The 15,416-nt window shown below is 36.9% G+C and carries 13 protein-coding genes; 7 read left to right on the forward strand and 6 right to left on the reverse strand.

Annotation, left to right across the window (positions count from 1 at the left end):
* Window positions 1–2 precede the first annotated feature (2 nt).
* Together CVO_RS06235 and CVO_RS06240 are read right to left on the reverse strand one after the other, a co-directional pair.
* Window positions 3–2,078 carry an ATP-dependent helicase gene (locus CVO_RS06235; protein ID WP_159570938.1) on the reverse strand — a complete coding sequence of 692 codons (2,076 nt, stop codon included), beginning with the start codon at window positions 2,076–2,078 and terminating at the stop codon, window positions 3–5.
* A gap of 104 nt (window positions 2,079–2,182) precedes the next feature.
* Complete coding sequence (locus CVO_RS06240; protein ID WP_152299064.1) at window positions 2,183–4,180, reverse strand: BCCT family transporter; 1,998 nt, start codon at window positions 4,178–4,180, stop codon at window positions 2,183–2,185.
* Window positions 4,181–4,321: 141 nt separating this feature from the next.
* Between CVO_RS06240 and CVO_RS06245 the strand changes: the two genes are divergently transcribed.
* The 4 genes from CVO_RS06245 to CVO_RS06260 all read left to right on the forward strand — a co-directional run bounded on the left by CVO_RS06245 (window position 4,322) and on the right by CVO_RS06260 (window position 8,286).
* Complete coding sequence (locus tag CVO_RS06245; protein WP_159570941.1) at window positions 4,322–5,518, forward strand: hypothetical protein; 1,197 nt, start codon at window positions 4,322–4,324, stop codon at window positions 5,516–5,518.
* A gap of 191 nt (window positions 5,519–5,709) precedes the next feature.
* Window positions 5,710–6,522, forward strand: a complete 813-nt coding sequence (napG, locus tag CVO_RS06250; protein WP_159570944.1) for a ferredoxin-type protein NapG — start codon at window positions 5,710–5,712, stop codon at window positions 6,520–6,522.
* Complete coding sequence (gene napH / locus CVO_RS06255; protein WP_159570947.1) at window positions 6,515–7,342, forward strand: quinol dehydrogenase ferredoxin subunit NapH; 828 nt, start codon at window positions 6,515–6,517, stop codon at window positions 7,340–7,342. The genes napG and napH overlap by 8 nt, the downstream gene beginning before the upstream one ends.
* Entirely contained in the window at window positions 7,339–8,286 is a 948-nt protein-coding gene (locus CVO_RS06260; RefSeq protein ID WP_159570950.1) for a WD40 repeat domain-containing protein, read from the forward strand. Before napH ends, CVO_RS06260 begins: the two co-directional genes overlap by 4 nt.
* A 17-nt stretch (window positions 8,287–8,303) precedes the next feature.
* On the opposite strand, the gene CVO_RS06265 is transcribed toward CVO_RS06260, so the two are convergent.
* From CVO_RS06265 to CVO_RS06275, 3 genes are read right to left on the reverse strand one after another with little or no spacing between them, the layout of a single operon-like run.
* Window positions 8,304–8,801 (reverse strand): rubrerythrin family protein, encoded by a 498-nt coding sequence (locus tag CVO_RS06265; protein ID WP_159570952.1) that lies wholly within the window; start codon window positions 8,799–8,801, stop codon window positions 8,304–8,306.
* A 29-nt stretch (window positions 8,802–8,830) separates the two neighbouring features.
* Window positions 8,831–9,169, reverse strand: a complete 339-nt coding sequence (locus tag CVO_RS06270; RefSeq protein WP_152299058.1) for a TraR/DksA family transcriptional regulator — start codon at window positions 9,167–9,169, stop codon at window positions 8,831–8,833.
* Window positions 9,170–9,180: 11 nt separating this feature from the next.
* Window positions 9,181–9,612, reverse strand: coding sequence for a host attachment protein (locus CVO_RS06275; RefSeq protein ID WP_159570955.1), 432 nt, complete (start codon window positions 9,610–9,612; stop codon window positions 9,181–9,183).
* Between the two features lie 184 nt (window positions 9,613–9,796).
* Here CVO_RS06275 and CVO_RS06280 point away from each other — a divergent pair, with 184 nt between their 5' ends.
* The 3 genes from CVO_RS06280 (at window position 9,797) to CVO_RS06290 (ending at window position 14,578) form a co-directional block, all read left to right on the forward strand.
* Window positions 9,797–12,424, forward strand: a complete 2,628-nt coding sequence (locus CVO_RS06280; RefSeq protein ID WP_159570958.1) for a valine--tRNA ligase — start codon at window positions 9,797–9,799, stop codon at window positions 12,422–12,424.
* Between the two features lies 1 nt (window position 12,425).
* Window positions 12,426–14,060 (forward strand): SulP family inorganic anion transporter, encoded by a 1,635-nt coding sequence (locus CVO_RS06285; protein WP_152299055.1) that lies wholly within the window; start codon window positions 12,426–12,428, stop codon window positions 14,058–14,060.
* Window positions 14,061–14,134: 74 nt separating this feature from the next.
* Window positions 14,135–14,578: a GatB/YqeY domain-containing protein gene (locus tag CVO_RS06290; protein ID WP_159570961.1), complete on the forward strand. Its 444-nt coding sequence runs from the start codon at window positions 14,135–14,137 to the stop codon at window positions 14,576–14,578.
* Between the two features lie 45 nt (window positions 14,579–14,623).
* Here the strand turns inward: CVO_RS06290 and trpC are convergent, their stop codons facing one another.
* Entirely contained in the window at window positions 14,624–15,415 is a 792-nt protein-coding gene (trpC, locus tag CVO_RS06295) for an indole-3-glycerol phosphate synthase TrpC (RefSeq protein WP_152299053.1), read from the reverse strand.
* Between the last annotated feature and the right edge of the window lies 1 nt (window position 15,416).

Consider the following 15,416-nt stretch of genomic DNA (forward strand, 5'->3'; position numbering starts at 1 on the left):
TGCTATTGTTTATCCTCATCTTTTAAAACCATAGCTCTATAGGCCTCATCTTTTGGTACTAAACCTGCCTCATATAAAAATTGTGAAGGCAAAAAATTGAGTTTTTTAATCTTGTCATACTTTGCATAACTGAGATAAAGAATATCTTTTGCACGCGTTACTGCTACATAAAAAAGCCTTCTCTCCTCATCTAAAGAACCGCCTCTCTGCATAAGTTTGCGATTTGGAAAGCGTCCATCCATTAAATCTACTATATAGACCTCTTTGTATTCTAGCCCTTTTGAAGCGTGCACGCTAAGCAGATTTACTCCCTCACCCTGCGTCAAATCCGATGAACCAAGTATCATGGCATTTAAAAATCTCTCATGTTCGCCGTAGGGCTTTGAGAGCTCTTCCAACAAAATCATTTTTCTGGCTATCTTAGAGAGTGCGTCCGCCTTTTGCTTCTCATCGATAGTGCCGTCTTTAAGCTGTGCTCTTCTGTTCGCTAGAGACTCTGCTATATATCTGTATATTGCAGACTCTGCAATCTTTTTTACGATGATACGCGGCTGTTTCACTCCTTTTAAGTCTCGAAAGAGCAAGTAAAAATCATGCAAAAAAGTAGCGTTCTCTTTTGTAAGTTTTGGATGTTTTAAAATCGGATTGCGCATAAATTTATCTTCAAATCCAAGCTTTGCAAACTTTCCTACACTGCCAAGTTCTAAAAAATCATCAAAAAGACCGAGCTGATGGTTTAGTTTTCTCTTCTCAAACGGATTTTTGTTTGACTCATCAGGTGCATAAAGACCGTAAAATATGCTCCCATGCCCTAATGTCTTTAGAGCAATATAGAGCTCTTTTGCCATCGCACTTCCAATGCCTCTTGCAAACTCAAACAGATGTATAAATGCCATCATATCCGACTCGTTTACAAGCAAAGTATAAAAATCTAAAACCGCTTTTACTTCGCGTGAATCAAAAAAGCTTGTTCCCCCTTTTCGTTTGCACGAGATGCCGAGTTCGCGAAGTCCGACCTCTATGCCATCAGCCGAGGAGTTGTTTCTAAATATAACGGCTATCTCCTCCTGCGGCGTCTGCGTTGCACCTATTTTTCTAGCTATATCATGATATTGGTCAAAAAGCTCATCATAAGCCAGCAGCGTCGGAGACTGGGAAGTGTGTCCGCGTGTGACTTCAAGTTTTTTTGGGTAAATGCGCTCATTGTGCTCTATGACTTTTGAAGCAAGTGAGAGTATCGGCACGGTAGAGCGATAATTTTTTGTCAGAGTGTGCACCTGCGCATTTTGAAATTTTTTGGAAAATGAACCAATGATGGAGATATCCGCACCGTTAAAAGCATAAATACTCTGGTCGTAATCCCCGACACAAAATAGTGATGGCGGATTCATTGCATCTATAAGCGTGCCTTGAAGCGCGTTTGTGTCCTGATACTCATCGACTAGCACCTCTTTATAACCCAAATCTTTACTCTTGCACATATCTCTAAAATTTAAAAGCAGATCATTAAAGTTTACAAAGCCATACTCTTTTTTTAGAGCTTCAAACTCATCGACAATGTCCGCGTAGATCATCGCAAAGAGTTCATGTTCAGGGTATCTGTTTTTAACCCACTCCTCAAAATTATCTACAAGTTCCGTATTTTGGTAAAAGGAGTAGACATCATAGAGATAATTTCCACCATAAGGCATTATTTCAGCTCCAATATGACCGAAAGATCGCTTTTCATAGACACTTCTAAAGAGTGTTTTTAGCTCTCGCTGCTGCTTTAAAACGACTTTTTTATCCTCTTTTTTAAGCCATCTGTAGCTTACTGCATGAAATGTCCCCGCATCTATCTTTGAAGCTACATCGCTGCCGAAAAAATCTGCAACGCGCTGAACCATCTCGGCAGCAGCTTTATTTGTAAAAGTAAGAAGCAAAATCTCTTGGGGTTTTACGCCCGAATCCAAAAGATAAGCGATTCTGCCCACAATCGTAGAGGTCTTGCCCGTTCCCGCGGAAGCTATGATGAGATTTTGTCTGTTTTTTGATGTTGCAGCGAGGTATTGTTCCTCATTTAAACGCGAAAGTGGCAAAAAATCACTCCTTTATTTTAGAGGTGTGATTATACAAGTATATACTTAGAAAAGCTACAAATTTGGAATGTAAAATATAACATTCCAAACTCAAGCTTCTAAAATTAATCAATTGGAATTACCGGATTTAACCCTGCAGTCGTATGTAAGAAGTGTCTATGTTTTTCAAATTGATCAATAATATCGGTAGCTATCACATCCACTTCATACCCGTAAATATCATATGCTTTACTTCCGTCATGCAAATAAACCTCAGCTCTTGCATATTTTTTTTGTTGCTTGAGTGGATTTATAGATTCTGGAAAAGCAAATGTAGGCGTATCATATCTTCGTATTCTTACTTCATAGATAAAATCCATATCGCCTGAATGTTCTGCTCTAAATGTTGCAAACGAACCCTCTTTATTATGAATAATATCAACATTCCAATAGTGCGTATTTAATTCATCTTTTACTATCTGCATAGCTTTAATAACATCTTCATCAACAAATTTTTTCGCTTGATCAAATGTTGGAAATTCCACAAGTCTGCTAAGGCGTGCCTGCCATGTACCACTTATTTTTCCATGTCTTCCAGCGTTCATATGATGCTGCAGACTCTCGTATCTCTCTGCTTCAAGATGCAGTGCCCTATAAAGACCCCAGGTGGCTATAAGCATAATGACGGCAAAAGGAAGCGCTATGGTAATGGAAGCTGATTGAAGTGCACCAAGCCCTCCGGCTATCAAAAGTGCAGCAGCAACCACTCCTTCTAAAACCGCCCAAAAAACTCTCTGCCATACTGCATTATTCTCTTTTCCACCTGAAGCTATTGTATCTACCACTAAAGAACCGGAATCCGAAGATGTAACAAAAAATGTAACAACAAGTATTACCGCCAACACGGAAGTTATTCCAGAGAATGGAAAGTGTTCCAAAAATTTAAATAGAGCTGTAGAGACATCTGCTGAGACTGCAGATGAGAGAGCTGTAAATCCATCATTCATAATAGAATCTAAAGCACTGTTCCCAAAAACGGTCATCCACAAAAATGTAAATCCTACCGGAACAAAGAGCACGCCAAAAACAAATTCTCTAATTGTTCTTCCTCTTGAAATACGAGCGATAAACATCCCCACAAAAGGAGCCCAAGCTATCCACCAAGCCCAGTAAAAAAGCGTCCACCAACCCATCCACGGAGTATCTTCATAAGCGTATTGATTAAATGTCATAAAAACAACATTTGAGAGATAAGCTCCTATATTTTCAACAAAAGTGCTAAGAAGCAAAAATGTAGGTCCGGCGAGAAGTACGAAAAACAGAAGCGCGCCTGCTAAATAGAGGTTAAGTTCAGAGATTTTTTTAATGCCACCATCAAGTCCTAAAACAACTGATACTGTTGCTATTGCTGTAATAACTGCTATAAGAGTAACCTGGACACCTATTCCGACGGGAATATCAAAAAGATAGTTAATTCCAGAGTTTATCTGAAGCACTCCAAAACCAAGAGAAGTTGCCACTCCAAATATTGTACCCAAAACAGCAACAGTATCTATAGTATGACCTATTTTTCCGTGAATTTGGTCTCCAATCAATGGATAAAGAGCTGATCTTACAGACAGAGGCAATCCGTGTCTAAAAGAGAAGTATGCAAGAACGATACCTACTATTGCATAGATCGACCAAGCATGAAGTCCCCAGTGAAAAAAGGTGATTTGCATAGCCAATTTTGCAGATTCTATACTCTCTTTATCTCCAACAGGAGGAGCAGCGTAATGCATAACCGGTTCTGCTACACCCCAAAACATTAGTCCAATTCCCATTCCTGCACTAAATAACATTGCAAACCAAGATGCATTTGTATATGCAGGTTTAGAGTGATCCGGTCCTAATTTAAATCTTCCGTAGGGCGACACTGCTAAAAACAGAATAAAAAATGTAAAAATACCGACACTAAGCATATAGAGCCATCCAAATTTTTGTGCAATAAAGTTTTTTACACTGCTAAACATTTCACCTGCACTATCAGGCGCAAACATTGCAAACGCCACAAGCATAAATATAACCACTACTGAGGGATAAAAAACCGGTTTTAAAATTGTAGTTTTACCTTTAGAATCCATATTCCATCCTTTTAAATATCCTCCTATTATGCCATAAAACATTATAAATTTTTCATTAAAATAAAAAATTGAATTAGACCTTTATTATTTACCTTTTAGTTTTAACTTGTTACTATTCATCTTTACAAAAAGGATTTTTTTATGAAAAAAGCAGCAACAATTCCCTTTTTTTTTGGACTTCTCTCCTCCTCTTTGCTTTTAGCTTCTGAGTATGGCTCTATCAAAGCCGGACCATTTTCTATCGGCGGTGCCGTCCGTGTAAACTATGTTCAAGACTCTCAAGATATAGATACACAAAATGCTTCAAAAGGAAGTCAGGGCGTTTTTGATTTAGATACAGCAAGAATCAATATCGATTTTAATTATGACAGTTTCATAGGAAAATTCGAGTACAGATGGTATCCGGGATTTGACAGTGTAGAAAATGGAACAAACTACAGTTTTATCCACACTGCATGGCTTGGCTACAAGCTGAATAAAAAAAATCACATAGAAGCCGGAATAACCCGTGTGCCTTTTGGACCTGGTGCTTATGGAGTCTCTAACAGCTGGTTTTTTGACCAACACTACTATGTAGGTCTAACAGACGATATGGACTTGGGCATGAAATTTACCTCTCAAAGCATAAAAAATCTAACAATTGATTTGGCATATTTTTATGGTGCAGAGGATGATGGTATTGGAAAAGGTGGTGAAAGCACACGATATGGGTATGATGTGGTAGATGATTTTAATGAGAGAGACCAACTCAACCTTCGTGTTGTATACACTCAAAGCATTGGTGAGAGCTCAAACGATTTTGGTTTTTCACTTCTTTATTCAGAGCTTGAGTCCAAAATAGCCAGCGTAGACGATGGAGAGCGTTTTGCAGCTTCGGCACATATGGTCAACAGATACAAAAATTTTACGCTCAAAACACAGCTTACACGCTATGAGATGTCTGTGGATAAAAACAATGATGGCTCAGATGATGCACTTGTGACAATGGGAGGTTTTAACTACGGCGAAGGTGTAGCATCCAAGGCATGGCTCCCTTCAGCGTCACTGAGCTACAAGATAGAAACTCCATCAATCAGCTGGCTTGATTATGCTCTTCCATATATAGAGTACAGCAATATTATAAAAGATGAGAGCTCTTTTAATGATAGCGAGATGATAATGATCGGTTCAGCTTGGGCAAGAGGTAACTGGTATATCTACAGTGATTTGGCACTTGCCAACGGAAACTATTTTGTAGGCCCCTATACAAGCAGTGACGGCGGTACAAACAATTTTGGAGAAAATAGCGGCGACGATATGGAGTATCGATTCAATGTGAACTTCGGTTACTACTTTTAAAAAATTTCACAAACTTTCTCTATTAAGGGAAGGTTTTGCTGCTTTATAGATTATATTTATAATTCTCTCTTCTTTATAAAATAATATTTATTTATATACATCATAAATAAAACTAATAATATTTTTCAGTTTAACTTTAAAAAATTATCACTATAATAGTGTGTAATGGTAACTATATCAAAGGTACAAAGATGAATAAAATCAATAGTCCTGATAGAAGATTGTTTTTACAAAAAATACTCCATGGAGTTGGGTATGCTTCATTAGGTACTATTTTTTGGAGTGCCTATTTATCAAAATCTCAAGCACAAACTTTACTGCTTCGCCCTCCAGGCGCTATTTTAGAAAAAAATTTTCTTGCTACATGTATGCGCTGCGGCATATGTGTAAATGCTTGTCCTTTTAATGTACTGCAGCTTGCCACTATTTCACAAGATTTGCCCATTGGAACACCCTACTTTACACCAAGAAAAAATGCTTGCAGACTCTGTCCGGATATTCCGTGTGCTTCAGCCTGCCCTACAAAAGCACTTGATCTAAGATCACTCACAAAAAATAGCTTACTCTCTATAAACAATGCAAAAATGGGACTTGCAACAATTAATACTCAATCATGCTTGGCTTACTTAGGACTTCAGTGCACTATGTGCATACGCGCATGTCCTTTAGCTGATACTGCAATCGTTTTGCGCAACAAGCGTAACCCGCGTACTGGAATGCACGCTTTTTTAACACCTGTTGTAGACCCTAATCACTGTACAGGCTGCGGATTGTGCGAGCAGGCATGTCCCACGAATACGGCTTCTATAAAAGTGCTGCCGCTTTTTCTCTCTCAAACAGATATAGGATCTCACTACATCATTGGCTGGAGAAGAGAGGATGAAGAGAGACTTAAAAAAAGTTCTTTAGATGTTACAATGAAAAAAACAAAAAGAAATGAAAAAAGTGCTTTAGATAATATAAATGATGTCGATGGCATCTTAAAAGGACTTTATAATGAGTAACTTTTTCTTTCGCTACCGTTACTATATTGCAAGAAGAGCTATACAGACTTTGATACTCGGCACCTATTTTTTGGCAAATCTATATGGCTGGAGTGTAGTGTCTGGCAACCTAAGCAGTTCGGTTATTTTTGGTTTTATTCCTCTAAGCGACCCATTTGCAACACTTCAGATGTTTTTTGCGGGAGCAGTTGTCTCCGCTGATGTTTTAATGGGTGTTTTAGTTGTTCTGTTTTTTTACGGAGCAGTCGGGGGTCGATTCTTCTGCTCATGGGTGTGCCCAGTAAATATAGTAACTGAGTCAGCAGCGGCAATCAGAAGAAAACTTTGGTTTAAAAACAAAGAGAATACACTCTCTTTTAGCCGTAATATCCGCTACTGGTTTATAGCCGTAACTTTAATTCTCTCTTTTATCTTTTCTCTTGGAGCATTTGAGATGATAAGTCCCATCGGTATAGCGCACAGGGGCATCATTTTTGGTTTTGGTTTTGGCTGGTTCTTTCTTATGGCTATTTTTATTTTTGATCTTTTTTCACAAAAGTATGGCTGGTGCGGGCACATCTGTCCACTTGGCGGATTTAACGCAGCTATAGGAAAATATAGCCTTATCAAAGTGGTACATGATGCCAATAAGTGTGTACGCTCATTAGAGTGCTTCTTAGTTTGCCCCGAAGTAGAAGTATTGGAGATGGTGAGCAAAAAAAGCCATGTCATTACTGGTGCAGCATGTATAAAATGTGCAAGATGCATAGAGGTATGCGAGAGTGGTGCATTTCAAGTTTCAATAGTAGGCATAGCTAAACAACTAAAGGGGAGTTTATGAGAGTTTTTACACTTTTATTTTTTTTCTCTTTTTATATTTTATTTGCAAAAGAGATAGTTCCATACAGATATATAACTGCAAGTGAAGCAGTTTCTGATTTTGTAAAAGCTGGTGAGATCCTTGTTATAGGCACAAAAGAGGGTATTATTGATATTTACGATTTAAAGAGCAATACTATTATCGATAAAATCGTACTGAAAAAACAGACAAATATTTTAGGCGATGAGATAGGTGTTTTAATCCCAAGCGTCGATTATTTAAATGCTAAACTGGTCTTTGTATCTAGAAAACTCAATACCTATGGAGAACTCTATGTTTATGAAGAGAAAAAATTGATAAAAATTCTAGATACTTCTGAGAAAATAACATTTGAAAAAATAAAGTTTGTAGATGCCAATAGAATTATTATAAATACTATGGGAAATGAACTTATACTTTTTGATATAAAAAAGAAAAAATTTCTCTACAGAAAACAGCTTAATTTAGCAAGTTTTTCAGATTTTGTTCTTAGTGAAGACAAAAAGTATCTCTATACAACCGATGAAACTCCATTGATTAATAAAATAGAGATTAATAGCGGCAATATAGTAGAACAATACCAACAGGCCAATAAAAGAGATATCTTCTCTGTTGATTACAAAAATGGCTTGCTTCTCAGCGGAGGAAAAGACAGCCGTGTTGTTTTATATAAAACACCGAGTGAGTATAAGATAACTATGGGGGAATTTTTTATTTACAGTGTCGGTCTCAATCCTGATGCAACCAAAGCAGCTTTTACAAAAAATGAGAATGATGAAATCTCTGTTATTGATTCTAAAACCTTAAAGGAGCTATATCTGTTAAAGGGACATCAAACTACTATAATAAAAATAGATTTTTATGCACCAAACGAACTCATCACTGCAGATGAGGGTAATCGTTTGATGTTTTGGAAGTTAAATTAAAAACAAGCTTTAAAAAACTAAATCTGGATAAATGCAGACGGTTTAACTCCACAAACCGGACAGTTTTCTTTAGGCTCTCCAAGTTCTATATATCCACATATCGGACAAAGATATATTCCTACTTCTTCTATATCTTTTCCATCTTTTACTGCTTGAAGTGCTTTTTTATAAAGCTCGGCATGAACTTTTTCAGCCTCTAATGCATATCCGAACATCTTTTTAGCTTTATGTCCTTCAGCAACAGCCTGCTCATACATTGGCGGATACATGTCTTCATACTCGTATGTCTCTCCGCCGATTGCGGCTTCTAGATTTTCTAGTGTTGAACCGATTTTATCCATAGCCTTTAAATGCCCTTCAGCATGTATCTTTTCAGCTTCTGCCGTTGTACGGAAAAGTTTTGCGATATTTGCAAATCCATCTTTCTCAGCCTGCTTTGCAAATGCACTGTATTTTTGATACGCCTCGCTCTCACCTCCAAAAGCTACCTCTAAATTCTCTTTTGTTGTCGACATCTATGCTCCTTTTGTTAATATTTTTGATTTTAATTTTTTGCAACTGTTCTTGTCCATGGATTGATTTTAAGTCTTTCCACGGGAATTGCTTTACCAGTTTTTTCACAAATTCCGTAAGTACCGGCTTTAATCCGCGCTAATGCAGCATCAATCTCAGCCAGTTCTGCCTGAAGCCCGTCAAGAAGCGTTTGATCTGTCATATTGTCAATCTGCATCTCAGCCATATCAACTGTATCATCAATCTCATCTTCAAGCGCCAAAGCTTCCACCTCTGCCTTAATTACTTCAATATTTTTCTCTACTCTATTTTTTTCGTTTTTAAGAATTTTTTCAAATTCACTATAATTCAAACTATTTTTTGCACTCATTATGCATCCTTTTATTTTGTAAAATGTTCCAGCAGTTTGTCATTTGGGATATTTGTTAAATCAGAATGAAGATTTATTTTCATGTTTTTTTTATTTTTCTCATCAAGCAACTCTACAATTTGGTTGTTTATGGCTTTTGGCGCTGCAAAATACCAAAGATCGTGAGTGTGTTTTTGCAGAGCTTCAGAAATTTGTTTTGCAATCTCTTTGATTCTTCTGTTCTCCCATTCTGTCTCGAGGTTATGGTCTTCACCTGCCCCGCTTACTCCTACTCCTTTAAAATTTCCGTGTTGATCAGAAACTTTTTCGCTCAATCTTTCATGCATATCTAAACTATCAACAATCTCAAGAAGCTGAGTAGACTCTCTTTCAAGCGGATCTTTTTTAACTTCAAAAAGTTTGAAGTGTTGTAAATCAACAACAATAATAATTTTTTCTAACATAATAAACTCCTCATCTTCATTATTCTATGAATTATTTTAATTTTATCGCAACTTCATTGTATCAGCAAAAAATAAAAAATATCTTTAAAACAAAGAGACAAATGCAATATTATCTATAAGCATTCCCTCACCTCTTTTTAGATATAATCGCGAACTTTTAAAGAGCAAATATGAAGGTAAAAATATGTCAAACAGTTACGAACCACAGCAGATAGAAGATAAATTTTATAAGATATGGGAGGAGAGAGGCTATTTTGAGATAGACTCAAACAAGTCAATTCAAGAAAATGATAAAAACTTCTCCATTATGATGCCTCCGCCAAATGTTACAGGACGACTTCATATCGGCCATGCACTTACATTTACACTTCAAGATATTATCACTCGCTACAAGCGCATGGACGGATACAAAACTCTTTGGCAGCCGGGAACGGATCATGCTGGAATTGCTACTCAAAATGTTGTTGAAAAACAGCTCTTGGCTGAAGGAACTACAAAAGAGGAGATTGGCAGAGAAGAGTTTTTAAAGCGTGCTTGGGCATGGAAAGAGGAGTCTGCCGGGATAATGACCTCTCAACTTCGCAAAATGGGAGTATCTCCTGCTTGGAAGCGTGAGCGCTTTACAATGGATGAGGGGCTTCAAAAATCGGTAAAAGAAGCTTTTGTTCATCTGTATAACCAAGGACTTATAGTTCGCGGAAACTACATGGTAAACTGGTGTACGCATGATGGAGCACTCAGCGATATAGAAGTTGAGCATGAAGATCATGAAGGCAAGTTTTATCATATAAAATACCCTTTTGCTGATGGAAGCGGATATGTTGAAGTTGCAACTACAAGACCTGAAACTTATTTTGGCGACAGTGCAGTTATGGTTCATCCTGATGATGCAAGATACAAAGATATCATAGGCAAAAAAATAAGACTACCTTTAATAAACAGGGAAGTGTCTATTATAGCTGATGAACATGTAGATATGGAGTTTGGAACCGGTGTGGTTAAAGTAACTCCAGCACATGACCAAAACGATTATGAAGTTGGAAAAAGACATGATTTAGAGTTTATTACAGTCTTTGACGAAAAGGGTATTTTGAATGAGTATGCGGGAGAATTTCAAGGGCTAGAGAGACTTGAAGCGCGTGATGTGATTGTTAAAAAACTTCAAGATGAGGGCTTTATTGTAAAAATAGAAGAGCATAAGCATCAAGTCGGACACTGCTATAGATGTAAAAATATTGTTGAGCCTTATATCTCTAAGCAGTGGTTTGTAAGAAAAGAGGTTGCACGCAAATCAATTGAAAAGACAAACAACGGCGAAGCAAAATTTTTCCCTCCGCACTGGATAAACTCCTATAACTCCTGGATGGGAGATTTACGAGACTGGTGCATTTCAAGACAGCTTTGGTGGGGACATCAAATACCTGTATTTTACTGTAACAAATGTAATCATGAATGGGCTTCTCTCAAAGAAAACGAGCAAGAGTGTCCAAAATGTAAAAGCAGTGATATTTATCAAGATCCAGATGTGCTTGATACATGGTTTTCATCAGCTCTTTGGCCATTTTCAACTTTGGGCTGGGGACACGGCGATGTTTCAATGGACAAACTTTTTAAATCAGAGGACCTTCAAAATTTTTATCCCAACTCTCTGCTTATTACAGGCTTTGATATTCTCTTCTTTTGGGTAGCAAGAATGATGATGATGGGTGAGACTTTTATGGGAGAGCTCCCATTTAAACACATCTATCTGCATGCACTTGTTCGTGATGAGCACGGACAAAAAATGAGCAAATCAAAAGGAAATGTAATTGATCCTCTAGATATGGTAGAAAAATATAGTGCTGATATACTTCGATTTACTTTGGCAATCAGTGCTGCTCAAGGTCGTGATATCAGAATGAGTCAAGACAAACTAGAGCAAAACCGCAACTTTACAAACAAACTCTACAATGCTGCAAAATTTTTACAGATGAATGCAGATGCATTTCCTGATTTAAAAGGTTTTTGTATAGAGAGCAGTCTGGGCAGATATATGTTGTCTCGCTTAAATGTAGCTACAGCAGAGGCTCGTGCATGTTTGGACGAATATAGATTTAATGATGCTGCAACCGTTATCTACAGATTTATTTGGAATGAATTTTGTGACTGGGGAATCGAGCTTAGCAAAGCTGACAAAGGCTCAATTATAGATCTAGGAGCAATCTTTAAAGAGTCCATGAAACTTCTCCACCCCTTTATGCCTTTTATTACAGAGTATCTCTATCATGAACTCTCTGGTACAAGCCTAGAAGAGAGCGAATCGATTATGGTTAAAAAATATCCGTACAAAACTAAAAAACGCCTAAAAGATGAAGCAAGATTTGAACTTATTATGGACGCAATTATCTCTATAAGAAGAGCTAAGATTTTAGTAGATTTGGCAAATCAAAAAATTCAAAAAGCTTATGTTAAGATAGATGGCCTCTCAGATAAAGAAGAGGAGATGATGAAACCTTTTATTTCTAAGCTTGCTAAAGTTGAAATTGTTGAATTTACACAAAACAAAATCCAAAACTCGGTAAGCGACATCTCCCAAAAATGTGAGACATTTATACCGACAGAGAGTATAGACCTTGCCCCTATCATTACTCGTTTAACAAAACAGGATGAAAAGTTGCAAAAAGAGATAGATAAATTAAACAACATGTTAAACAACGAACGCTTTGTTGCAAATGCACCTCAAGATGTTTTAGAAAAAAATCGTGAAGCATTAGCAGATGCTATAAATAAACAAGAAAAAGTTATCGAACAACTCAACTCGCTAAAAAACTAAAATGAGCAAATTATTTGAACCTAAATTTTTCAGTTTACTAAAATCAGGGATAAGCAGAGAACAGCTTGTTTCTGATATTTTTGCCGGAATTGTTGTCGGTATAGTTGCTCTTCCACTATCTATCGCTTTTGCCGTAGCTTCGGGTGTTTCTCCTGAAAAAGGACTTATAACGGCAATAGTTGCCGGTTTTATCATCTCTTTGCTTAGCGGAAGCAGAGTTCAAATTGGCGGTCCTACCGGAGCTTTTATAATTATAATATATGCTATAGTTCAAGAGTACGGTATTGACGGATTGATTATTTCAACTGTTATGTCGGGGCTTATGTTAATAACATTTGGACTGCTAAGGCTTGGAGCACTTCTAAAATATTTTCCCCACCCTCTTATTGTCGGATTTACAAGCGGAATCGCCGTGGTTATCTTCTCAACACAAGTAAAAGACGCTCTTGGCTTAGATATTGAAAAACTGCCGTCTGAATTTTTTGAAAAATGGGTAACATATTTTTCCAACATCAGCACTACCAACTTTTATGCACTTGCTTTAACGATTGTAACAATTCTGATAACTATATACTCAAGAAAGCTAACAACTAAAATTCCAGGCTCTTTTATCGCAATACTCTTTATTACCGTTATTGTTCAAGCAGCAAATTTACCTGTTACTACTATTGAATCATTTTTTGGCGAAATACCAAATGATATCAATTTCACGCTGCCGACTTTAGATTTAAGCAACCTCTATATCTATATTGCTCCTGCGCTGACCATAGCACTGCTTGGAGGAATAGAATCGCTCCTTTCGGCAGTTGTATCAGACGGTATGATAAGCTCAAAACACCGCTCAAACACAGAACTTATAGCACAAGGTGTAGCAAATGTAATTACTCCTTTTTTCGGAGGTATTCCGGCAACAGGAGCAATAGCAAGAACCGCAACCAATGTAAAAAACGGCGGAAGAACGCCTATAGCCGGCATAGTGCACTCTATTACACTATTGCTTATTATGCTTATTTTTGCAAAATATGCCAAGCTTATTCCTATGTCATGTTTGGCTGGAATTTTAATTGTTGTTGCATACAATATGAGTGAATGGCGTTCGTTTGTTTCAATCCTCAGAGGTTCACATTTTGACATTATAGTGCTGCTAAGCACTTTTTTGCTTACTGTATTTGTTGATTTGACCGTAGCAATAGAGGTAGGAATTGTCTTATCTTCTCTTCTGTTTATGAAACGAATGGCCGATATTGGCATAAAAAGTTCATCTCAAGTTGATAGTGATATTCTTGAAGATTATTCAGATTTACCTGAAAATATATCAATCTATGAGATAAGCGGTCCACTCTTTTTTGCCTCTGCAAAACAATATACAGAGGTAATAAAAAAGATAGGTCTTGAAAATAAGATTTTGATTATTCGTATGCGCCATGTCCCTTTTGTAGATTCAACAGGACTTCATAACTTTGAAGAGATGATAAAAACACTGCAAAGTTCCGGAGTTAAATTGATATTATCAGGAGTAAACAGTACCGTATTAAAAGATTTACAAAAACATAAATTAACCTCTTTAATTGAAGAGTCAAATATCCTCGACTCTTTTGATAAAGCTGTTGAACATGCAAAAACAATATCTTTATAATAAACAACTCTCTTTTGATTCTTATTAATTAGCTATAATTAGAGCAAAACAATCCCATTATAAAAGGAAAGAAGATGAATTTAAGAGATAGAATCAACCAAGATGTAAAAGATGCTATGAAAGCAAAAGATAATAAGAGAAGAGATGCTCTCAGACTTTTAACAAGTGCTTTTAAACAGATAGAAGTAGATGAAAGAAGAGAACTTAATGATGATGATATTATAAAAATTATCCAATCTCAAGTAAAAAGAAGAGATGATGCTGCATCTCAATACAAAGAAGCAGGGCGAGAAGATTTGATGCAAAAAGAGCTTGATGAGATTGCTTACTATAAAGAGTATCTGCCGGCACAACTCAGCGATGAAGAACTCTCTTTAGCACTGCAGGAGATAATAACCAAAGTTGGAGCAGCAACTGTAAAAGATATAGGAAAAGTTATGGGCGCTGCTAGTAAAGAGCTCTCAGGAAAAGCAGACGGAAAAAGAATTAACGAGTGTGCAAAAGCACTCTTATCCTAATTTATAGAGAAAGAAAAAGTTTTCTCCTCTCTAATATCATTAAAATTAAATTGAACCAAATTTAAGTTTTTTAAGTGCTTCTTCTTCATCATCTTGACGCATCAAAGATTCACCAACCAAAAATGCGTCAACTCCGGCTTTGGATAAATCTTGCAGTTGTCCATGCTCATATATACCGCTCTCTGCAACAATTACTTTGCCGTTTGGTATCATTGGAATCAGCTCGTATGATAGCTGCATATTCATCTCAAAAGTTTGTAGATTTCTATGATTTATCCCTATAATATCACTGCCTGCATAAATAGCTTTTACCAAATCATTTTTATCATGAACCTCAACTAAAGCTTCCATGCCTAAATGGCGAGTATAACCCAAAAGCTCTTTTAGCTCTTTTTTACTAAGTGCAGCTGCAATAAGTAAAATAAAATCAGCGCCATACACAGTAGCCTCTAAAATTTGATACTTTGTAACAATAAAATCTTTTCTAAGAAGCGGTATACCGACATATCTTCTAATTTGACCTAAGTATTCCAAACTTCCCTGAAAAAAATGAGGCTCCGTTAACACAGAGATAGCGCTTGCCCCTCCTCTTTCATAGCTTTGAGCAATTGCCACGGGATCAAAATTTTCACGAATAACCCCTTTTGAAGGAGACGCTTTTTTTACCTCAGCAATAATTCTATACGGATCTTCCTCTGTTGCTTTTAAATAAGGAAAGACATCTCTTGGAGCTCTTGCATTAAAAGCGAGCGAGCGTCCTAACCAGTCAAGTGAAAAAACCTTCTCTCTCTTTATAACATCTTCTTTGGTTTTTTTAATTATTTCATCTAAAATCATT

The organism is Sulfurimonas sp. CVO (assembly GCF_009883775.1).
In the GTDB taxonomy this organism is placed as follows: domain Bacteria; phylum Campylobacterota; class Campylobacteria; order Campylobacterales; family Sulfurimonadaceae; genus Sulfurimonas; species Sulfurimonas xiamenensis.